The sequence below is a fragment of the Bradyrhizobium sp. Ken51 genome, assembly GCF_055807435.1.
Map to the genome: position 1 here is coordinate 71,643 of NZ_JBVVPB010000001.1, position 20,910 is coordinate 92,552.

The window sequence follows — 20,910 nt, forward strand, 5'->3', positions numbered from 1 at the left end:
GATCCAGACAGAGTCAATGTGCCAGTTGCGGCGTTATTGCCACAACGACCAGTTTCCTTGGAGATAAGCATGGAAGGCGAGACCTTCCTCTGGCTGATACGGCACGCGCCCGTCGATGGCGTCCCAGGGACGATCCACGCAGCCGACGCGCCGGCCGATCTCGGCGCTCGAGCGCAGCTCGAGGCTCTGCGACACCGCCTGCCGCGGGACGCCACGAGCTATGCGAGCCCGTCGCGGCGCACGGTTGAAACGGCCCGCGCGCTGGGGCTCGAGCCGCTGCAGCTGGACGGATTCCGCGAGCAAGATTTTGGTGACTGGACCGGCCGTCGGCATGACGAACTCGCCGCGACCGGTGGCGAGGCCTATGCACGGTTCTGGAGCGATGCGGCGCGCGGACGGCCGCCGGGCGGCGAAAGCTTCGAGGAACAGGTCGCGCGCGTCCGGTTAGGTCTGTCAAAGATCGGCGCCGGCGCCGCAACGCTCGTCGTGCATTCCGGCACGATCCGCGCGGCGCTTTGCATCGCGCTGGATCTGACGCCACAAGCGGCGCTCCGCTTTGTGATCGATCCGCTGTCGCTGACCCGGATCGACCGGCTCGCGACCGGCTGGCGCGTCGTCTCGGTCAATCAGCCGATGATTTAATCAGGCCGGACGATCCGGCACATTGGCCTGCGCAAAGGTCGCCATGCCGTTGTGGAGCGCGCAAGCCGACCGCACCAGCGGCAGCGCGATGGCCGCGCCCGATCCTTCGCCGAGCCTGAGATCGAGGCTGATCAGCGGTTGCACATTCAGCGCGCGCAGCACCAGCCGATGTCCCTGCTCGGCGGATTGATGCGAGGCCAGCAAGAAAGGCTGGCACGAGGGGTTGAGCCGCGCCGCCGCCAACGCCGCGACCGACACGATAAAGCCGTCGATCAACACGGGGATGCGGCGCTGTGCAGCGGCGATAAGGGCACCGCAGATGGCCGCGATCTCGAGACCGCCGACGGCGCACAGGATCTTTTCGGGCGAAGCGCCCGCAACGCCACGGCGTGCGATCGCAGTGTCGATCACCCGCGCCTTATGCGTACGGCCGGCCGCGTCGATCCCGGTGCCGCTGCCCGCGATCTCCCCGGCGCTCACGCCCAGCAAGCCGGCCGCGATCGCCGCCGATGTCGTGGTGTTGCCGATGCCCATCTCGCCGAAGATCAGAAGATCGGGCTGTCCGGCCTGCGCGCGCGCCACCGCACGTCGGCCGGCTTCGAGCGCAAATGCCAGCTCTGTGGAGGTGAGCGCAGCTTCGACGCTGAAATCGCGCGTGCCGCTGCGCGGCTTGTCGGTCACGATTCCGGCCATCTCCTGCTGCGCCAGCGTGCCGGCGTCGACAACCTCCAGGTTGGACCCCAGCTCACGCGCGAGCACCGAGATCGCGGCTCCGCCGGAGGCGAAGTTCGCCAGCATCGCGATGGTCACTTCTTGCGGATAGGCCGAGACGCCCTGCGCGACGATGCCGTGATCGCCGGCGAAGATGATGATCGGCACCCGCGCCGCGCGCGGTTGCTCGGTTGCTTGCAGGCCCGCAAGCTCGATCGCGAGCTGCTCAAGCCGGCCGAGCGCGCCGGTCGGTTTCGTCAGTTGCGCCTGCCGCGCCACCGCCGCCTCGCGGTGGACTGCGGAGATATCCGGGCATTGTTGGGTGACCCATTCGGGGAGCATGCTGCCTCGCTTGCCTCACGGCCTGCGCTTGAGGATGTAATTGTCCATGATCCAGCCGTGCCGTTCGCGCGCCTCTTGCCGCACCGCGACGATACGCGGGCCGATCTCGGCCAGCGCGCCGGACATGATAATCTGATCGGCCATGCCGAGATAGGCGCCCCACCAGATGTGCAGGCCCGCCGGATCGAGCGACTGGAATGCCGTGCCGCCGTCGAGCATCACCACCACGGTATCGACACCTGCCGGCCAGCCGCCATCGCGCAAGCGGCGTCCGGTTGTAACCAGAAACGGCTCGCCGATGTCGTTGAGCGGAATCGCATGCGCCGCGCACAGCGCCTGGATCGAGGTGATGCCGGGAACAACCTCGATTTTCGGCGAGGGATTGAGCCGCCGCGCGATGCGCAGCGAGGAATCATAAAGCGAGGGATCGCCCCAGATCAGCAGCGCGACCTTGCCCTCGCCTTTGAGATGATCTGCGATCGTCTGCGACCAAGCCGCAGCCACGGCATCGTGCCAATCGTCCACGCCCTTGCGGTAGTCCGCTTCAGCGGCGTCGCGCACGGGCAGATCGAACTCGGCAACGCGCGTCTTATCGTTGGTGAGCACATCCGCGCAGATCGTCCGCCTGAGATCGGCGAGGTCGGACTTGGCCGTCCCCTTGCGCGGGATCAGGACGAGATCGGCCGCGTTGATGGCAGTGATCGCGGCGCGCGTGAGCCGCTCGGGATCGCCGCAACCGATGCCTATCAGGGAGAGCGTGAGCATCGTGCCCGCGAAGGGCGGCCATGACGGCCGCCCTTTCGCTTGTCTCTAGGCCGCGTTGTGCAAACGCGGTGTGACGAGGCCGGACGCGGTGACGCCGCGCAACGACTTCGCCAGCGCCAGCACGCCGAGATCGGCGAGCGGCTCGATCACGATGACCAGCGCATAGGACGCCGCGAAGGTCGCGATGTTGGCGAGGTTGGTCGCGCCGAAGCCCGATCCATAAATCGCCCAGAACGCCACCCAGGCGATGACACCCGCCTGATAGGTCGTCGAAAGCGCCAGCGCCTGGCGGTACTTCAGATCGACATAGGCCGTGTTGCGCGAAATGATCCGCGTGGCGATCGCCTGGATCCCGAACAGCGGCACCAGCAGCGTGGTGACGTTCATGCCATATTGCGGCAGGTCGGGCGGCTCGAAGAAGATGCCCTGGAACAGCAGGCCGAACGCGAGGCCGAACGCCGCGGGCGCCGCTCCAAACAGCAGGAACAAGGTCGAGCCGAGGATGAAGTGCACTTCGGACACGCCGACCGGGAAGTGCGGCAGGATCTCGAAGAAGACAAATACAAGTCCCGTAGTGGCGAGCGTGCGCGCCGCGAACGACGTGATACCCTGCTCGCGCACGGTCTCGACCGCGAGCTTCAAGGCAACGCCGCCGACGGCGATGCCGGTTGCGTAACTCAGCACGAGCTTGGCGTCCGAGACTAGTCCGGGTTCGATATGCATGGCTCAGATCCTTCTTGCCGTCACACCCGACGGCCTTGGCCTCAAAACGTGCACGGCCGGTCTCCTGGCTCGCGGTTCACTGGGAGTCTCCGGCCTTCCCGAACCTTGCGGCCCAGTGGCTGATCGAAGTCCCTCACCGCTTACAGTCGCGGGGGCGGCTGGGGTTTTGGGCGCCGCAACTGGGTCCGCCCATCCCCATTCCCGATTATGCTCCGGCGCTTTGCGCCGCGTCGAGCACCATGCCTCTCCTGTGTGCCCCTTTCGCCAGCCGGGCGTCAAGGGGTGAAGGGCGGCCGAGAGCGTCATGACGGATAATCCCCCGCCAGCGCGCCGAACAGGATGACGGCCGCCGTGGAGGCCGCTCCGCCCCGCGCAAGCTGCTCGGCAAGTTCCGAAATGGTGGTGCGAACCAACCGCTCGTCGGGACGGCCGAGCGATTCGGCAAACAGCGCCGGCGTGGTTGGGGCGAGGCCGTGCTCGATCAATTTGGCGACCAACGCCGGAAACGTCCGCCGGCCCATATAGACCACGGTCGTCGCCTCGGGATCGGCCAGCGCTGCCCAATTGAGGTCTGGCGGCAGCTCGCCGGTGACGTCCGCGCCCGTGATGAACTGCACCCGCCGCGAGGTATGGCGCCGGGTCAGGGGAATGCCGGCCTGGGCCGCAGCGACACAGGCCGTGGTGACGCCCGGAATGATCTCGTAGCCGATGCCCGCTTCACGCAGCGTCTCGAGCTCCTCCTCGAGCCGGCCAAAGATGCCGGCATCGCCCGACTTCAATCGCACCACGCGCGCGCCTGTTACGGCATAGTCGACCAGCAGGCGGTTGACATGGTGCTGCTTGGTCGAGGCCCGTCCCGCCCGCTTTCCCACTGCAACAAGATTGGCGCCCGGCCGGGCCAGATCGAGGATCGCGCCCGAAGCAAGATCGTCATAGAGCACGACGTCGGCCTCGCGCAGCCGCGCGGCACCCTTGAGCGTGAGGAGCTCGGGATCGCCGGGGCCGGCGGAGACGAAGGACACAAAACCGCTCACCGGTCCTCCGCGATCAGATGGAAGAACGTGCCAGTGGCTTGTCCCCGCCGCGAGCCGGTCTCGGCGATGACCGCGCCTGTCGCGTCGTGCACGACCGCCAGCGGCGTGTCGGGCTGCGCGAGGATCGTCGAATAGTGGAATTCGTGGCCACGCAGGCGTGCACCGGCCTGATGACCCGGCATCGGCGTGGCGAGTTCGGCTAGACGATAGCCCAGATGCATGCGGCGCTTGGCAAAGCTCGTCTCCAGGCCGAGCAGACCCGTCATCTCGTGGCGGATGCCGTCGGCGTCGGTCAAAGCGGTGCCCAGCACCATATAGCCTCCGCATTCGCCGTGCACCGGGCGCGTTTCGGCGAAGCCGCGCAATCCGGTGTGGAAGCGCGCATTGGCCGCGATCTTGCCGGCCTGCAGCTCGGGATAGCCGCCGGGCAGCCAGCACACATCGGCACTCGGATCAGGGCCTTCATCGGCAAGCGGCGAGAATGTCGATATCTCCGCACCCGCCGCGCGCCACGCTTCCAGCATATGCGGATAGACGAAGGAGAACGCGGCGTCACGGGCCAACGCAATGCGCTGGCCGGGCGGCGTCACGTTGATGCCGCTCGCGACGGGTTGTGGCAACCAGGTGGCAGCCGAACGCAGCACTGCGTCGAGATCGACGTGCTCGGCGACGAAGCGCGCGGCCTCGTCGATCAGCTTGCCGATCTCCGCCTGCTCCTCGGCCTGCACCAGCCCGAGATGCCGTTTCGGCAGGCTGATCTCGGCATGGCGCGGCAGCGCGCCGAACACGGCGATGCCGGCATCCAGCAGCGCATGCCGCACGAGAGCTTCGTGGCGGGGGCTCGCAACGCGATTGAGCACGACGCCTGCGAGCCGCACGCCGGGACGATAGTCGCGAAGGCCCGCGGCGATCGCCGCCGCCGTTTGCGCCTGTCCCGAGGGATCGATCACCAGCAGCACCGGCCAGTCCAGCATCTCTGCAATGTCGGCGGTCGCCCCGGTGCCGCAGACGCCTCGCGCGGCCACGCCGTCGAACAAGCCCATCGAGCCTTCAGCCAGCACGACATCGGCGTCAATGCCGCGACTGACGAGATGCGAGATTGTCCCGCGATCCATCGCCCAGCTGTCGAGGTTGACCGAAGCGCGTCCTGTCGCGGCTGCATGAAACGCGGGATCGATGTAATCGGGGCCGCTCTTGAAGCACTGCACCCGCAATCCGCTGTTGCGCCAGGCGCGGGCAAGCGCCAGCGTCAGCGTCGTCTTGCCGACGCCGGAGGCCGGCGCGGAGATGACGAGCCCTGCCGCCATCAGGACACCTCCGGAAAGCGCGGCTCGGCGCCGACCGGCCGATAGCGGCGATCATAGTCGGCAGCATAGAGACGGCTCTCGGAAAAATCCGCCGCGCCCAGAGTCTTGCCGACCAGGATAAGCGCGGTACGCTCCATCTCGGCTCCGACAGCAGCGTCGAGTGTTGCGAGCGTGGCGCGGACGATGCGCTGGTCGGGCCAGCTCGCACGCCAAACGATCGCGACCGGGCAATCCGCGCCATAGTGCGGCGTCAGCTCGGCGACAACCTTGTCGAGCAGATGGATCGACAGATGGATCGCGAGCACCGCGCCGGTGGTGGCGAACGCGGCGAGCTTCTCGCCTTCCGGCATCGCGCTGGCGCGGCCAGGCGTGCGCGTCAGCACCACCGTCTGGGCAAGGCCGGGCAGCGTCAGCTCGGCCTCCAGCGCAGCCGCGGCGGCCGAGAAGGAGGGAACGCCGGGCGTGACCGTGTAGGGAATGTCGAGCGTGCGCAGGCGGCGGAGCTGCTCGCCCATCGCCGACCAGATCGAGAGGTCGCCCGAATGCAGCCGCGCTACGTCCTTGCCGTCCGCATGCGCGGCGGCGATCTCCGCGATGATGTCGTCGAGTGACAGCGGCGCGGTGTTGACGATCCGCGCACCGGGCGGGCAATGCGCCAGCACGCCTTCGGGCACCAGTGAGCCGGCATAGAGACAGACCGGACAGGCGGCGATGAGGTCGCGGCCGCGCAACGTCAGCAAGTCAGGGGCACCCGGCCCCGCACCGATGAAGTGCACCGTCATGCGCCGTCCCCTTCCGCAATTGCCGCGGTCGCGGTGCGATCCTGCGAGACCACCCGCGTCGCAATCAATCGCGCGCGCGGACCAGCTGCCGCGAGGGCCGCCGCTTCGGCGACCGATCCCGTCCCGAATTTTTCGGCGACGAGTTTTGACCGCGTTGGCGTGTCGATGCCAGCCAACATTTCGGCGGGGACCGCCTTGATCGGCACGCCGCATTCGCGCGCAAGCTGCTTCAGCACTTCCGCGTCCGCCTTGTCGCTGACCGTTGCCACCGCTGCGAGGCCTTCGGGACCGCCGGCCGCCAGAAGCGCCTCACGCAGCGAAGCCAGCGTGACGTCCCGCTTGAATCCGAGCCCGGCCACCTTCATCGGACCGCACTCCATTGCACCACCGGCCGCACCGCCTGCCAGGAGCGGTAGCGGCCGAGCGGAGCGGCATGCGCAATCTCAACCCGCATCAGTTCGCCGCCATCGCGCTGGTGCAGCTCACCCAACAGCGCTTCCGTCTCCAGCGTCACTGCATGCGCGACGAGTCGCGTTCCGGATGCGAGCCGCGACCAGACTGCGTCGAACGTCGCGATGTCGAGACCGCCGCCGATGAAGACGGCGTCAGGCCCGTCCAGGGCAGCAAGCGCCTCAGGCGCCTTTCCCGTGATGACTGTGATTCGATGCGCCAATCCGAACGCCGCCGCATTGTTGCGGATGTTCGCAACGCGATCCTCGCGCGCTTCGATGGCGATCGCCGTCCCGCCGCACAGCGCCCACTCAACCGAGATCGAACCGGAGCCGGCGCCGATGTCCCACAGCCGTTCGCCGGGACGCGGCGCCAGCGCCGAGAGCGCGAGCGCACGGACTGGACGCTTGGTGATCTGGCCGTCATGGACGAAGAGTTCGTCCGATAGTCCCGAGCTGCGGGGAAGACCCTGCGTTCCTCTCGCCTCCACGGCCACCGCGACCAGACTTCCGGCAAGATCGCCTGCGAAGCTGTCGGCGCGATGCTCGTCGATACTTTCGCGCGGCCCGGCAAGCGCGGTGAGCGTCCAGAATGCCGAGGCACCCCATCCGCGTTGCGTCAGCCATTTCGCAAGATCGCCTGCCGCCTTGCCATCGCGCACAAGGCAAATGATGCGTGCACCTCGCGCCAGATGCGGCACCAGACGCTCGAATGGCGCAGCGTGGAGGCCGAGACAGGCAATCGCTTCGAGGCGCCAGCCTAGTCGCGCGGCGGCGAGCGAGAAGGTCGACGGCGCGGAATGCGCAATCCACTCGCCGGCGTCCAGCTTCTCGGCGAGGCTCGCGCCGGCGCCAAACCAGAACGGATCTCCGGAGGCGAGCACCGCCGTTGGGCGGCCACGGCGGCTCAGCACGACCTCTGCATCGAACGGCACCGGCCATGGACGGCCGCGCCCGGTGACGCCGGCCAGTGCAAGATGCCGTTCACCGCCAAACACAGTTTCAGCATTATCGAGCGCCTTTCGGCTTGCCTCGGACAGCCCGGCAAGGCCATCTTCGCCGATACCAATGATGGTCAGCCAGGGATCAGCCATGACGCGCGCCCTCATTCTGGGCGGAACGGCCGACGCGAGCCTGCTTGCGGCGGAGATCGCGCGTGCCGGCATTGACGCAATCTATTCCTATGGCGGCCGCACCCGCGCGCCCGCCGGTCAGCCGTTGCCGACGCGGATCGGCGGTTTTGGCGGCGTCAGCGGCCTTGCCGATTACATCCGCCGCGAAGAGATCACCCATGTGATCGATGCGACGCATCCCTTTGCCGCCGAGATGAGCCGCAATGCGGTCGCGGCATGCGCGGAAACCGGCACGCCACTGATCGCTCTTGAGCGTGCGCCCTGGACTAAAGCGCCCGGCGATAACTGGATCGAAATACCAGACGTCAACGCCGCGGTCGCCGCACTGCCTGAGGCGGCGGCCAATGTGTTCCTCGCCATCGGCCGCCAGCACGTCGCACCGTTCGCGACCAAGCCGCAGCACGCCTACACGCTGAGATTCGTCGATCCGCCCGAAGCGACGCTGCCCTTCGCCGCGGACGTGATCGTGTCGCGCGGGCCGTTCACGCTTGAGAGCGAACTGGAGATGATGCGCGCGCGAGGCATCACCCGGATCGTCGCCCGCAATTCGGGCGGCGACGGCGCCCGCGCCAAGATAGACGCAGCCCGCAGGCTCGGCCTGCCTGTGGTCATGATCGCGCGACCGCAACTGCCGGAACGATTGCGGGTCGAGAGCGCGGCCGAGATCATGCAGTGGCTGGGTCATCGGGCCTGCCTCGGCGCATAGACCCAGCGGCCGACCCGGCGTGTCTGCGAGTTGCCGACGATCACCAGCGTGCGCATGTCGGCCATCTCGGGCGTCGCCTCGTTCAGCCTGACGGTTTCGATCTTTTCATCAGCGGCGCTGATCGCGCGCGCGAAGATCACGAGGCGCTCGCCGCAGCCGGCCTCGTTCAGCACTGCGAGCGCACGGCCAAATCCTTCCGGCCGGCTCGCCGAACGCGGATTATACATCGCAATGGCAAAATCGGCTTCCGCGGCGAGCCGCAGGCGCTTCTCGATCACCGCCCACGGCTTGAGATTGTCGGAGAGATTGATCGCACAGAAATCATGGCCGAGCGGCGCGCCGGCGCGCGCGGCAGCCGCCAGCATCGCAGTGACGCCAGGCAGCACACGGATCGGCAGCTCCTGCCATCGCGGCGCCCGTTCGAGCGCCTCGAACACGGCGGACGCCATCGCGAACACGCCGGGGTCGCCGGAGGACACGATGACGACTTGCCCGCCTTCGGCCGCGAGCCGCAGCGCCTCGCTGGCGCGCTGTAATTCTTCGCGATTGTCGGACGGATGCAAAGTGAGCCCTGCCCGCGCTGGCACGCGCGCGACATAGGGCGCGTAGCCCAGAATGTCGGTCGCGGCGGCAAGCGCGGCGGAGACTTCGGGCGTCACCAGCGCATCGCTGCCCGGTCCGAGGCCCGCAATGGTCAGCGTGCCCCTCATTCGGCGGCGTCCGGATGCCGGCCCTTGCCGTGCACGAGTACGATCGCGAAATAGGGGCAGTCGGCGGCATCGATCTCCGCGAGCCGCACCACGCGCTCGCCGGGCATGGTGCCGCGCTCGACCAGCCACGCGTCGTCCAGCCGTCCGGCGGACGCGAGCGCGCGGCGCACCTTGGCGAGATTGCGCCCGGTCTTCATGACCACGAGCGCATCGGAATCGCGCATGCGGCGTTCGAGCTCTGCTTCGGCGAGCGTGCCCATGAGCACCGTCGTCACGTCATCACCGAGCGCGATCGGCTGTCCGACGCCATTCCAGCAGCCGACCATGCCGGGAATCCCGGCGATCACCTCGATCTCGACACGGCCTTGCAGGCGCGTGTGCAGATGCATGAACGAGCCGTAGAAGTATGGATCGCCCTCGCAGAGCACGACGACATCGACCGCGCGCGCCAGCCGCGCCAGACGTTCCGCCCATTCGTCATGGAAGCCGGCCAGCAGCTGGATGTATTCGGGCGTGTCGAAGGCGATTTCCGTGGTGACCGGATATTCCATCGGATATTCGGTGACGTCGGCAGCCAACATGCCCTCGACGATACGGCGCGCCTGTCCGGGCCGGCCCTTTTTGCGGAAATAGGCGACATGCTTCGCCCCGCGCACCATGCGATCGGCGCGCACGCTCATCATATCAGGATCACCAGGGCCGAGACCGCAGCAGATGATGCGTCCCATCGCTATTCGCTCCGGCTCGCCAGTGCGTTCACGGCGGCGACCGTGATCGGGGAACCGCCGAGGCGGCCCTCGACCGTCAGCGCCGGCACCGGGGGATTGGCCATCAGCGCAGCCTTGGATTCGGCCGCGCCGACAAAGCCGACGGGACAGCCGATGATCGCCGCGGGCCGCGGACAGTCTCGGTCCTCCAGCATGTTGAGGAGATGAAACAACGCAGTCGGCGCATTGCCGATCGCCACGATCGCGCCGTCGAGATGCGGGCGCCATAGCTCCAAAGCCGCAGCCGAACGGGTGTTGCGCATGGACTGCGCGAGCGCGGGAACGGTCTCGTCGCCCAAGGTGCAGATGACGGCGTTGGCGACGGGAAGCCGCGCGCGCGTAATTCCTTCGGAGACCATGCGCGCGTCGCACAGGATCGGCGCGCCCTTCTGCAAGGCCGCGCGCGCAGCCACCGCCATGCCTGATGTGAAGCGGATATGCGCCTCCAGGCCGACCATGCCGGCGGCATGGATCATCCGCACCACCACCTGCTCCTCATCCCGCGTGAAGCGCGCAAGATCGGCTTCGGCCCGGATGGTCGCAAAGGACTGCCGGTAGATCGCCGCGCCGTCGGTCTCGTACGTGTGCGGCATCAGTGCCCTCCCATCAGGATGGAGGGATCCTTGACGATGTCTTCGCGGTTCAGTCCCCGCAGGATGGGCTCATCGCGTGTCGACCCACCGCGCACGAGATCGAAGCCTGCGCCGGTCGCGACCAGAGTGATGGCCGCGGGACCGGAATGGGCGCAACCCTTGGCACAGCCGGAGACGTGGAGCCGTGCGGCCGCGCCGATGTTCGGCGCCAGGGCTGCGGCAAGGCCGCGGGTATCGGCATGCGCCTCGCGACAGCGTGGCGCACCGCTACACGCGATCACGCGCAGCGCAGGGTCGTAGGCCTCGGTGATAAGACCGGGCGCGCTCGGCATCGCGCGCTTGCCTTCGCTCAAAACCATCCGCCATGGCGTCATGCGTAGCGCATGTCCGCAACCGGCGAACTGGTCGAGCGTCGCATGCGCCATCTGTCCGAAGGCGACCCCGACCATCGCACCTTGCGAATAGAGGCCGGGACGCGCCGCGGCCATGATCGGCGCCGGCTCGGCCTCGCCGCGCAAGGCCGCCGGCAAGATTGCACCGGCTGAAAGATGCGCCGCCATCCGCCCCCGCCCGCCCCTGGCGCCGCCTGAGATCACGAACCAATCGGCGAATGCGAGAGCGGTGGTCACGGCCTCGCCACGCGCGACGGCGCGGCCGAGTTTGTCGCCATCAGCCCGCACCAGCAGTCCGCCGGAACGATCGCGTTCGATCCGCACGTCGGCGGAATCGCCCGCAAGCACGCGTGAAGTGCCGTCATCGATGGCGAAGCCGAACTTGGTTGGAAGTTCGAGCGTGCTATCGGCGAGCGCCTCCTCGAGTTCGGCAGCGAGCGATTGTGTTGCGTCTCCGGCACGCCAGAACGGCGTCACAAGGATGTTGCGACGGGATTCGGTGTCGGCGTCGGGGTCGAGCAGCGCCAGTTGCGCAAGGCCGTCGAGCAGCAGCCTGTGGCTGGTCTCGTTGACGCCCCTGATCTGGAGATTGGCTCTGCTGGTCACGTCGATCAGGCCGTTGCCATGGCGTTCGGCGAGATGGGCCAATCCGGAGATTTGTGCCGCTTCGAGCCGTCCGCCGAAAGGACGCACGCGGACCACGAGCCCGTCACCCGATTGCATCGGGCGCAGCGCGCCGGGACACCAGCCCTTGACCACGGAAGCGCTCATGACGCCTCCCGCAGCGCAGCCGCGATCGAATTGCGGCGCGTTCGCCAGAGCGAAGCTTCATACAGGCGCTTGAAACACGTCTCCATCGCCGCCAGCGCCGCCGGATTTTCACGGGCCATGAAGGCGCGGACGTCGTCATGGCCGAGCGTGGCATCGTAGTAGAGGTCGAACAGATGCGGCGGCACGGCGCCGGCCAGATGCGCGAAGGCGGCCATGTGCTCGAGCGTCGCGGTGATCTCGGCCGCCCCGCGAAAACCGTGGCGCATCATGCCGGCGATCCAGGCCGGGTTGGCCGCGCGCGCGCGGACGACACGGGAGATTTCCTCGGTCAGCGTACGCGCATGCGGCTGCTCGGGACGCGTCGCATCGAGATGATAGAGCGATGGTCCTGCCGCGCCGAGATGGGCTGCAGCGGCCGCAATGCCGGCCTCATGCGCGGCATAGTCGGCCGCGAGCAGAAGATCGGTTTCCGGCAAATCCTGCACGTGCACGAAAGCATCGGCGGATGCGAGCCGCTTCTCGATACCGGCACGATCAAGCCTGATCTCGCCATCGGCCGAGAACGCCCATGACGATGCCGAGAGCCACGCTTCGCCGGCGGCGTCGCGCGTCTCGGGCGTGAAGGCGTCCGGGATTGCCGAGAGGCCGACGCCGTATTGTCCGGGACGCGGCGCGAACACGCGCGATGTGCGGTGGCGATATGGATTTTCGTCGCCCTCGTCCTCGCGGCCCGACAGCGCCTCGGCTGCCGCCTCGAACAATTGCGCGAGGCCTGAGAAGACGTCGCGAAACAGGCCCGAGACACGCAGCGTGACGTCGATGCGGGGCCGGCCAAGCTCGGCCGGCGCGATGATGTCGTAGCCGGTCACACGGCCGGATGCGTGATCCCAGCGCGGTGCGAGGCCGGCCAGATGTAGCGCCATGGCAAACTCTTCGCCCGCGGTCCGCATCGTCGCCGAGCCCCAGAGATCGACGACAAGGCCCTTTGGCCAGTCGCCGTGATCCTGCAGATGGCGGCGGAGCAATTCTTCCGCGAGCTTGATGCCTTGCGCATGCGCCGACGGCGTCGGCACCGCGCGCGGATCGACGGCGAACAGATTACGTCCCGTGGGCAGCACGTCCTGGCGGCCGCGATAGGGCGAGCCCGACGGCCCCGGCGCGACGCAGCGTCCCGCAAGCGCGGCACGTAGCGCGTCACGTTCAGCGTCGCCGCAGGCGCCGCGGCCGAACACGTGCAGGCCGTCACCGAACTGGCTTTCCTTGAGATCGCAGACGAAACGGTCGATCCGCGGGATCGCTTCGGCCGGCGCGGCCGCTGCATCGAGGCCGAGATCGTCTTCGAGGCCAGCCGCGCGCGCCTCGTCGCGGATCGCGGCGATCAGACGCTGGCGACGGGCGGGATCGAGGCCATCGGCCGTCGAGTACTCGTCGAGGAGCTGTTCAAGCCTGCGCAGCCCGTCCGGCACCGCTGATGCTGCGAGCTGCGGCGGCAGATGGCCGATCGTGACGGCACCCACGCGCCGCTTGGCCTGCGCGGCCTCGCCGGGATCGTTGACAATGAAGGGATAGATGACGGGCAATTCGTCGATCAGGGCTTCCGGCCAGCACGCCTGCGACAGCGCCACGGATTTTCCGGGCAGCCATTCCAGCGTGCCGTGCGCGCCCATGTGCACGACCGCATCACAGCCCTGCTCGCGGAGCCAGAGATAGAACGCGACATAGGCATGGCGCGGCGTGCGGGCGAGATCGTGATAGTCGGCATCGCGCGTGGTCGCATCGCCACGCTCCGGCTGAACCGCGATGATCGACCGGCCACATGGAATCGCTGCGAAATGGAACGCGCCGTCGCGACACCCCGGATCGGTTTCCGGCGTGCCCCAGGCTTGCGCGAGGTCATCCTGCAACACTTGCGGAAGGTGCGAGAGCGCAGCGCGGTAATCGGCAACGCTCCAGCTCAAGGTCCGCTTGAGCAGCGTCTCGCCAAGCGCATGGACCGGATCGACATCGAAGCCAGCTTTCGCGAGGTCGGACACCAGGGCCTCGACCGAGGCCAGTGCATCGAGACCCACCGCATGCGCGATCTGATGCGGGCGGCCCGGATAGTTGGAGAGCACGACTGCCATGCGCTTGTCGGCGGCCGGCTTCTCGGCGAGGCGACGCCAGGCCGCTACGCGCGCGGCGACGGCCTTCACGCGCTCCTCATCGGGCCTGTGTGCCAGATGCGAAAATTGCAAATCGGGATCGCGCATCGCCGCCGATTTGAAGCTCACCACGCCCGCAAACAGGCGGCCGTCGACCTCGGGCAGCACCACATGCATCGCAAGGTCGCCGGGCGACAGGCCGCGGAGCGAGCTCGCCCAATCCTCGCGCTGTGCCGTGGAGAGCGCGACCTGGAACACCGGGCAGGATGCGGCATCGAACGGCGTCGTGCCGTCGTCGCCCATCGCCGAGAACGCCGTCGCATTGACGATCGCGGCCGGAGGATTTTGCGCGAAATACCCGCGCAACCAATCCGCAACGCCCGGGGCCTTCAGCGAGGTGACGAACACACCATGCGCGTCAAAGCCGCGCTCGCGCAGCGTCGCGATCATCGCATCGATGGGGCCGGTATCCGCGGCGGTGAGGTAGGAGCGATAGAAGGTCACGAGCGCTCGCGGCCTGCCCTCACCCGACGCCGGCGCGGCAATGACGCCGCGCGCCGGATCATAAAAGCCCATCTCGGGGACGGTCATCTCGCCGATGACCGGGCCGGCATAAAGGCCAGAGGCCAGCGCAAGCTGCGCGATCGCGGCTTGCGCTGCGACGGGGCCGCCGGTGTCGCAGAGCACCTTGAGCCGCCGCAATGTCGAGACCGGCAGGGTCGAATACGCATCCAGCCGCGTGTCGTCGCGGCCGTCCGCCGGCAGCACGGCCAGCACGATGCCGCGCTCCTTCGCCAGTTGCTGCAGGGCCGCGAGCCCGTACGACCAATAGGATTCGCCGCCGATCAGACGCACGAGGATGCCGCGCGCCTGCGCCAGAGTGCGCTCGATATAGGTGTCGACCGAGAGCGGATGGCGGAGTTCTGCGAGATTGACGAGCCGTAGTGACGGCAGGCTGTCGCGACCACGGCGCCAGCCGGCCGCGAATGCGGCAAGATCGGAATCCGAATACGAGAGCACCACGAGATCGGCCGGATCCTGGCCGATGTCCCTTGGTATCGCGGTCTCCTCGAGACCGCGGCTCTCGCGGAAGACGACGTGCATCAGATTCCAGTTCCTGAAAGACCAAGTCCTGAAATACCAAGTCCTGCCCTGATCGCGGCCTCGTCGATATCGCCATGCTCGCCGATCACGACGAGCTTTGATTGCCTCGCACCTGCGCCCCAGGGCTTGTCGAACTGGTGGCGCACGCGCTCGCCGACCGCTTGCAGCAAGAGGCGCATCGGCTTGCCTTCCACCGCGATGTAACCCTTGACGCGCAGCACATTCTGCTCCCGCGCCAGACGCTGGACGGATGCAACCAGCGTGTCGATATCGGTGACCTCAGGAAGATCAATCACGACGGAGGCAAAATCGTCGTGCTCGTGATCCTCCTCGCCGTCATGATGCGATGGACGCGCGGCGAGATCGTTCTCGGCGGCAGCACCGAGGCCGAGGATGAGGCGCGCGTCGATCGCACCGTCGGTGATCGCCAGCATCGGCACGCGGCGCGACATCTCGGCGGTGATCGCCGCCTTGGCCGCTTCGAGGCCTGCCGCGCCCGCAAGATCCGCCTTCGTCAGCAGCACGATATCCGCGCAGGCAATCTGGTCCTCGAACACTTCCGATAGCGGGGTCTCGTGATCGAGATTTTCATCGGCCGCACGCTGCGCTTCGACGGCGTCAGGATCCGGCGCGAAACGGCCGGCAGCGACAGCTTCGGCGTCGGCCAGCGCGATCACGCCATCGACCGTGATGCGCGAACGGATCTCCGGCCAGTCGAACGCCTTCAGCAGCGGCTTGGGCAGCGCCAGGCCCGAGGTCTCGATCAGGATATGATCGGGCCGCACCGGCCGCGACAGCAGCTTCTCCATGGTCGGAATGAAATCGTCGGCGACGGTGCAGCAGATGCAGCCATTGGCGAGCTCGATGATGTTCTCTTCTGGGCAATTCGCATCGGCGCAGGATTTCAGAATCTCGCCATCGACGCCCTCGCTGCCGAACTCGTTGACGAGCACCGCGAGCTTCTTGCCGTTGGCATTGGCAAGCAGATGCTGGATCAGCGTGGTCTTGCCTGAGCCGAGAAAGCCGGTGACGACCGTGACCGGGACTTTTGCGAGCGAATTCATTCGGCGGCCTCCGGCACGACGGCCAAGGGGAGAATGGGGGGAATGCGGGCAAGCGACTGCTTGCGGAAGATCTCCGGGCGGCTGCGCCAGGGCACGAGGCCGTCGGACGCGGCCGCATAGGCCGCGGCGCCCGCGACCACGTCGCTCGCATTCGCATCCGACAGACGGCCATAGACATAGGACCAGCGGCCGGGCGCGCTGAGCGCGACCGAGCAACCCTGGTTGCATGCAGACAGGCATTCGACGGGAACCACGCTGACACCGTCGGGCACGCCGGCCTCGAGGATCGCACCATGCAGGCGCTTGCCGGGCGTCGTCTCGCCCTCGCCAAGCGTCTGGCCGGCGCGGCAGGTGATGCAGACATGAAGTGTGACGGTCATCGCTTCTTCCAGAATAAACAGCGGGAAGCGAAGAGGCCCACGAACCGTTCTTGCGAAGGCCCGTTTCCCCGTCGCGGAACACCCCGTCCGCCGGTCCAAAATCGTCCGCGTTGGCAGGTCTCCCGGCTTGCGGAGCAGGGTTTCCCCTTCGATCCCCGCCTTCCCGATCCCCAGGGGATCAGTGGCTTCGGGCATCTCTCCGGTCACGGTCGCGGGGGCGGCTGCATTTTGGAACCAAATCTTGCCGATTCGGACCCTATCGCATTCCCTCTTCGCCTGTCGTAGGACAGGAACCAACGCCGGGCCACCATTTGCCCCCGACCGCCTCTTGTCAAGCCGAAGGACCCCGTCCGATGACGTCAGAACCGGATACCCAGACGGCCGACGAAACCGACGCCCGCCACGCCTCCAAAATGGCGAAGAAGAAGGTCGCCCGCGACAAGATCATGGCGACCAAGAGCGGCGAAAAGGGCCTCATCATCGTCCACACCGGCGCCGGCAAGGGCAAGTCCTCCTCAGCCTTCGGCATGATCGTCCGCTGTGTCGCCCACGGCTTCCCCTGCGCCGTCGTGCAGTTCATCAAGGGTGCCTGGGATACCGGCGAGCGCCGCATGCTGACCGGCCATTTCGGCGACCTCTGCCAGTTCCACGCCATGGGCGAAGGCTTTACCTGGGAGACGCAGGACCGCGCCCGCGATATCGCCGCCGCGCGCGCCGGCTGGGAGAAGGCCAAGGAGCTGATCCTCGACCAGAATCTCCGCATGGTCGTGCTCGACGAGATCAACATCGCGCTGCGCTACGACTATCTAGACATCGCGGAGGTCGTCGAATTCCTGACGACCTCGAAGCCGCCGATGACGCATGTCGTGCTCACCGGACGCAACGCCAAGGACGAGCTGATCGAGGTCGCTGATCTCGTCACCGAGATGACGCTGGTCAAGCATCCCTTCCGCTCCGGCATCAAGGCGCAAGCCGGCGTCGAGTTCTAAGAAACTCGCGATGGCGCGCGCATTGATGATCCAGGGGGCCGGCTCGGACGTGGGCAAATCGCTCATCGTCGCCGGCCTCGCGCGCGCCTTTGTGCGTCGCGGCTTGCGCGTGCTCCCGTTCAAGCCGCAGAATATGTCGAACAACGCGGCCGTCACCGTCGACGGCGGCGAGATCGGCCGCGCCCAGGCGCTCCAGGCGCTCGCCGCGCGCGTCGAGCCGCATACCGACATGAACCCGGTGCTGCTGAAGCCGGAGACGGATGTTGGCGCGCAGGTGATCGTGCACGGAAAGCGCATTGCGACCGCGCGTGCGCGTGAATATGCGGCGATGAAGCCGTCATTGATGGCTGCGGTGCTGGAGAGCTTCGAACGGCTGAAGGCGCGTGCCGATCTCGTGCTGGTGGAAGGCGCCGGCAGCCCGGCCGAGGTGAACCTGCGCAAGGCCGACATCGCCAATATGGGGTTTGCGCGCAAAGCCGATGTGCCGGTCGTGCTGGTCGGCGACATCGACCGCGGCGGGGTCATCGCGCAACTCGTCGGCATCCAGACGGTGATCGACCCCGATGATGCCGCGATGATCCAGGGATTTGTCATCAACAAGTTCCGTGGCGATCCCACGCTGTTCGACGACGGCTACAGACTGATCGAAGAGAAGACCGCATGGCGCGGCTTTGGCGTGCTGCCCTGGTTCGGGCGCGCCGGCGAGTTGCCGGCTGAGGATGCGCTGGGCCTGAGCGATGCGCGCAAGCCCGGCCAATGCAAGATCGCCTGTCTCGCGCTGTCGCGGATCGCCAATTTCGACGATCTCGATCCACTCAAACTCGAGCCCGGCATCGATCTCGTGATGGTGCGGCCGGGCGAAGCCATTCCCGGCGACGTGCGCCTCGTCATCATCCCCGGCTCGAAATCCACCCGCGGCGATCTTGCCTTTCTGCGCGCGCAAGGCTGGGACATCGATCTCCTGGCGCATCACCGCAGAGGCGGCCATGTGCTCGGCCTCTGCGGCGGTTATCAGATGCTCGGACGCAGCGTCACGGATCCCGATGGGATCGAGGGCCTCGCGGGCGACACAGCGGGCCTCGGGCTTCTGGACGTCGAGACGGTGATGAGCCCGCAAAAGACGCTGACGCGCGTTGCGGCCGTGCATGCCGCAACAGAACAGCCGATTGAGGCCTATGAAATCCACATCGGCCGCACCGATGGGCCGGATCGCGCGCGGCCATTCGCAAGGCTGAACGGCGAACCGGAAGGCGCGATCTCGCGCGACGGGCGCGTGCAAGGCAGCTATCTGCACGGCCTCTTCACGTCGGATGATTTCCGCAAGGCGTTCTTGGCAAAGCTCGACATTCCCGCGGGCAACGAGCCCTATCACGCAAGGGTCGAGAGCGCTCTCGACGCGCTCGCCGATCACATCGAAACCCATCTCGACGTGGAAGGCCTGCTCGCGCTAGCGCGCTAGCGCCTCGGCCACGCGCGTCCATTCGGATTCGCCGCCCGGAAGCCCGAGGCGCAGCCATGTCGGCTCTCGCGCGAACACGCGCGACCAGATATGGTGACGCGCCAGCTTCTCCTGCGCGGCAAGCGCGTCAGGCGTCTCGTAGAGACGAAACAGCGGCGTCCCGCCAGTGACCGTCCAAGCTTGCGACTGCACCATGCCGTCGAGGCGACCGCAGTCTCGCGCGAGCCGCGCGGACGTGGCCTCGGCCCAGGCATCGTCATGCAGAGCGCGGCAACCGATCGCGATCGCCGCTCCCGAGACCGGCCAAGGCCCCGACATCGAGGCGATCCTGGCGATGTCGGACGAATTGCCGAGCGCGAAACCGAGCCGCAGGCCGGCAAGGCCGTAAAACTTTCCGAAGGAGCGCAGAATCAGCAGCCCCGGCCGGTCCTCGGATGCAAGCGATAGCTGCGGGGCCACATCGGCAAAACTCTCGTCGATGACGAGACGGCCGACGCGTGGCAGAAGCGCCAGCAAATCCCTTGGTGTGTGGCATCGGCCGTCAGGGTTGTTGGGATTGACGACAATCGCGAGGTCGGCGCCCGCCAGCGCGTCGAGCTCCCCGACCTCCTGGACCTCCCAGCCCGCGGCCGAGAGGACCCCGGCATATTCATTGTACGTCGGCGCGAGGATGCGCGCGCGGCCGGGCGGCGCAAGTTGCGGCAGCAGTTGGATCGCGGCTTGTGCGCCGCCGAGCGCGACAACCGCCGCGCTCGTGCGGTAAGCGTGCCGCGCCGCCTGATGCAGCGCCTCGATTTCGCCGCGCGACGGCAACGCGCTCCATGCGCGCGAGCTCACCTCGCCCACGGGATAAGGCAGGCGGTTGATCCCGGTCGACAGATCGATCCAGTCCTCCGCGCGACCGCCGAAGCGCTGCTGGGCCTGATCGAGATTTCCACCGTGCTCGCGCATGCGCTGTTCTTTCACGCGAAGGCCAGGATCGCAAGGACACCGGCGAGCAGCAGCATAGCGCGGCGGTAGACCGTCAATCCTCGATCGATGTCGGCGGCAAGCGGATCGCGCGCAGCTTCATTCAACCATGGCTCGTTGGTGGTGCTCCCGTGATAGAATCGCGGACCGCTGAGCCGCACACCAAGCGCACCCGCCATGGCGGCTTCCGGCCAGCCGGCATTGGGCGATCGATGTCGGCGTGCATCCCGCGTCATGCACGACAGCGCCTCCGATCGTCGTGGCGCCAGCAGTACGAACAGAAATCCGGTCAGCCGCGCCGGAATGAAATTGGCGACATCGTCGATGCGCGCCGCGGTCCAGCCGAAGGCTTCGTGCCGTTCGTTGCGGTGACCGATCATGGAGTCCAGCGTGTTGATCGCCTTGTAGCCCAAAATGCCGGGCAGACCGAACAGCGCGCCCCAGAACACCGGTGCGACGATGCCGTCGGATGCATTCTCGGCGAGGCTCTCGATCGCCGCGCGGGCGATGCCGGCCTCGTCGAGCGCGGCGGGATCGCGGCCGACGATGCGCGAGACCGCGTCGCGCGCGGCGGCGATGTCACCGGCCCGCATGGGATTTGCGACGGCAGCAACGTGGTCGTGCAGCGAACGCAAGGCGACCAGCGGCCAGCCCAGGACGCCGACCAGCACGATCTGGATCCAGCCTAAGGGAAGCAAGGATTGAACTGCCCAGCCGAGCGCGACGGAGAGCACGATCACGACGAGTGCTCCGGCGAGACCAGCGGCGCGGCGAAATGCCGGCGGATCGGACGGTCGATTCCAGGCGTTATCGATGGCAGAGATCAGCCGGCCCAGCCACGTGACGGGATGGCCGATCCGCGCGAACAACCACGACGGCCAGCCCAACAGGACATCCACCGCCATCGCCACCGCCATCGCACCCGCAAAACCCACACCCGCCTCCTGTCTTGCCCCTGTTGCGCAAAGCGAAGGCCG

Annotated in this window: 21 protein-coding genes and 2 riboswitches; of the genes, 4 read left to right on the forward strand and 17 right to left on the reverse strand. The window is 67.3% G+C overall.

All coding sequences use genetic code 11. The features are described 5' to 3' along the window. Window positions 1-69: 69 nt before the first annotated feature. Window positions 70-642 (forward strand): histidine phosphatase family protein, encoded by a 573-nt coding sequence (locus AC0L27_RS00320; RefSeq protein ID WP_354206535.1) that lies wholly within the window; start codon window positions 70-72, stop codon window positions 640-642. On the opposite strand, the gene cobT is transcribed toward AC0L27_RS00320, so the two are convergent. The 8 genes from cobT to cbiT all read right to left on the reverse strand — a co-directional run bounded on the left by cobT (window position 643) and on the right by cbiT (window position 7,849). Beyond that, complete coding sequence (cobT, locus tag AC0L27_RS00325; protein ID WP_354206537.1) at window positions 643-1,695, reverse strand: nicotinate-nucleotide--dimethylbenzimidazole phosphoribosyltransferase; 1,053 nt, start codon at window positions 1,693-1,695, stop codon at window positions 643-645. Between the two features lie 15 nt (window positions 1,696-1,710). Continuing rightward, the gene (cobF, locus tag AC0L27_RS00330; RefSeq protein ID WP_354206539.1) at window positions 1,711-2,460 is read right to left on the reverse strand and encodes a precorrin-6A synthase (deacetylating); all 750 of its coding nucleotides are present in this window, start codon (window positions 2,458-2,460) and stop codon (window positions 1,711-1,713) included. Window positions 2,461-2,505: 45 nt separating this feature from the next. Next, complete coding sequence (locus AC0L27_RS00335) at window positions 2,506-3,183, reverse strand: energy-coupling factor ABC transporter permease (protein ID WP_027517095.1); 678 nt, start codon at window positions 3,181-3,183, stop codon at window positions 2,506-2,508. Window positions 3,184-3,220: 37 nt separating this feature from the next. Further along, a riboswitch (cobalamin riboswitch) is annotated at window positions 3,221-3,440 on the reverse strand. 45 nt (window positions 3,441-3,485) lie between these two features. Next, window positions 3,486-4,217, reverse strand: a complete 732-nt coding sequence (cobA, locus tag AC0L27_RS00340; RefSeq protein WP_275167599.1) for a uroporphyrinogen-III C-methyltransferase — start codon at window positions 4,215-4,217, stop codon at window positions 3,486-3,488. Next, window positions 4,214-5,524, reverse strand: a complete 1,311-nt coding sequence (locus AC0L27_RS00345) for a cobyrinate a,c-diamide synthase (protein ID WP_354206542.1) — start codon at window positions 5,522-5,524, stop codon at window positions 4,214-4,216. Before AC0L27_RS00345 ends, cobA begins: the two co-directional genes overlap by 4 nt. Next, entirely contained in the window at window positions 5,524-6,306 is a 783-nt protein-coding gene (gene cobM / locus AC0L27_RS00350) for a precorrin-4 C(11)-methyltransferase (protein ID WP_354206544.1), read from the reverse strand. Before cobM ends, AC0L27_RS00345 begins: the two co-directional genes overlap by 1 nt. Beyond that, window positions 6,303-6,671 carry a cobalamin biosynthesis protein gene (locus tag AC0L27_RS00355; RefSeq protein ID WP_354206546.1) on the reverse strand — a complete coding sequence of 123 codons (369 nt, stop codon included), beginning with the start codon at window positions 6,669-6,671 and terminating at the stop codon, window positions 6,303-6,305. Before AC0L27_RS00355 ends, cobM begins: the two co-directional genes overlap by 4 nt. Beyond that, window positions 6,668-7,849, reverse strand: coding sequence for a precorrin-6Y C5,15-methyltransferase (decarboxylating) subunit CbiT (gene cbiT, locus AC0L27_RS00360; RefSeq protein WP_354206548.1), 1,182 nt, complete (start codon window positions 7,847-7,849; stop codon window positions 6,668-6,670). Before cbiT ends, AC0L27_RS00355 begins: the two co-directional genes overlap by 4 nt. Here cbiT and AC0L27_RS00365 point away from each other — a divergent pair. Continuing rightward, window positions 7,848-8,594 carry a cobalt-precorrin-6A reductase gene (locus tag AC0L27_RS00365; protein ID WP_354206550.1) on the forward strand — a complete coding sequence of 249 codons (747 nt, stop codon included), beginning with the start codon at window positions 7,848-7,850 and terminating at the stop codon, window positions 8,592-8,594. The two genes, cbiT and AC0L27_RS00365, sit on opposite strands and share 2 nt — an antisense overlap. Here AC0L27_RS00365 and cobJ read toward each other — a convergent pair. From cobJ to AC0L27_RS00400, 7 genes are read right to left on the reverse strand one after another with little or no spacing between them, the layout of a single operon-like run. After that, window positions 8,570-9,304 carry a precorrin-3B C(17)-methyltransferase gene (gene cobJ, locus AC0L27_RS00370; RefSeq protein WP_354206552.1) on the reverse strand — a complete coding sequence of 245 codons (735 nt, stop codon included), beginning with the start codon at window positions 9,302-9,304 and terminating at the stop codon, window positions 8,570-8,572. The genes AC0L27_RS00365 and cobJ overlap by 25 nt on opposite strands. Then, complete coding sequence (locus tag AC0L27_RS00375) at window positions 9,301-10,032, reverse strand: precorrin-2 C(20)-methyltransferase (protein ID WP_354206554.1); 732 nt, start codon at window positions 10,030-10,032, stop codon at window positions 9,301-9,303. Before AC0L27_RS00375 ends, cobJ begins: the two co-directional genes overlap by 4 nt. A 2-nt stretch (window positions 10,033-10,034) precedes the next feature. Beyond that, window positions 10,035-10,664 carry a precorrin-8X methylmutase gene (locus tag AC0L27_RS00380; protein WP_354206556.1) on the reverse strand — a complete coding sequence of 210 codons (630 nt, stop codon included), beginning with the start codon at window positions 10,662-10,664 and terminating at the stop codon, window positions 10,035-10,037. Beyond that, window positions 10,664-11,827, reverse strand: coding sequence for a precorrin-3B synthase (gene cobG, locus AC0L27_RS00385; RefSeq protein WP_354206558.1), 1,164 nt, complete (start codon window positions 11,825-11,827; stop codon window positions 10,664-10,666). The genes AC0L27_RS00380 and cobG overlap by 1 nt, the downstream gene beginning before the upstream one ends. Beyond that, window positions 11,824-15,072 (reverse strand): cobaltochelatase subunit CobN, encoded by a 3,249-nt coding sequence (gene cobN / locus AC0L27_RS00390; RefSeq protein ID WP_473317817.1) that lies wholly within the window; start codon window positions 15,070-15,072, stop codon window positions 11,824-11,826. Before cobN ends, cobG begins: the two co-directional genes overlap by 4 nt. Further along, window positions 15,072-16,136 carry a cobalamin biosynthesis protein CobW gene (gene cobW, locus AC0L27_RS00395; RefSeq protein WP_354206562.1) on the reverse strand — a complete coding sequence of 355 codons (1,065 nt, stop codon included), beginning with the start codon at window positions 16,134-16,136 and terminating at the stop codon, window positions 15,072-15,074. Before cobW ends, cobN begins: the two co-directional genes overlap by 1 nt. Beyond that, entirely contained in the window at window positions 16,133-16,516 is a 384-nt protein-coding gene (locus AC0L27_RS00400) for a DUF1636 domain-containing protein (RefSeq protein WP_275167611.1), read from the reverse strand. Before AC0L27_RS00400 ends, cobW begins: the two co-directional genes overlap by 4 nt. 95 nt (window positions 16,517-16,611) lie before the next feature. After that, a riboswitch (cobalamin riboswitch) is annotated at window positions 16,612-16,829 on the reverse strand. Between the two features lie 40 nt (window positions 16,830-16,869). Here AC0L27_RS00400 and cobO point away from each other — a divergent pair. Continuing rightward, on the forward strand, window positions 16,870-17,505 hold the full coding sequence (gene cobO / locus AC0L27_RS00405) for a cob(I)yrinic acid a,c-diamide adenosyltransferase (RefSeq protein WP_354206565.1): 636 nt from the start codon (window positions 16,870-16,872) through the stop codon (window positions 17,503-17,505). 10 nt (window positions 17,506-17,515) lie between these two features. Then, window positions 17,516-18,964 (forward strand): cobyric acid synthase, encoded by a 1,449-nt coding sequence (locus tag AC0L27_RS00410; protein WP_354206567.1) that lies wholly within the window; start codon window positions 17,516-17,518, stop codon window positions 18,962-18,964. Here AC0L27_RS00410 and cobD read toward each other — a convergent pair. Together cobD and cbiB are read right to left on the reverse strand one after the other, a co-directional pair. Next, window positions 18,953-19,915: a threonine-phosphate decarboxylase CobD gene (gene cobD / locus AC0L27_RS00415; protein WP_473317818.1), complete on the reverse strand. Its 963-nt coding sequence runs from the start codon at window positions 19,913-19,915 to the stop codon at window positions 18,953-18,955. The genes AC0L27_RS00410 and cobD overlap by 12 nt on opposite strands. Window positions 19,916-19,926: 11 nt before the next feature. Next, window positions 19,927-20,868 (reverse strand): adenosylcobinamide-phosphate synthase CbiB, encoded by a 942-nt coding sequence (gene cbiB / locus AC0L27_RS00420; RefSeq protein ID WP_354254114.1) that lies wholly within the window; start codon window positions 20,866-20,868, stop codon window positions 19,927-19,929. Window positions 20,869-20,910 lie beyond the last annotated feature (42 nt).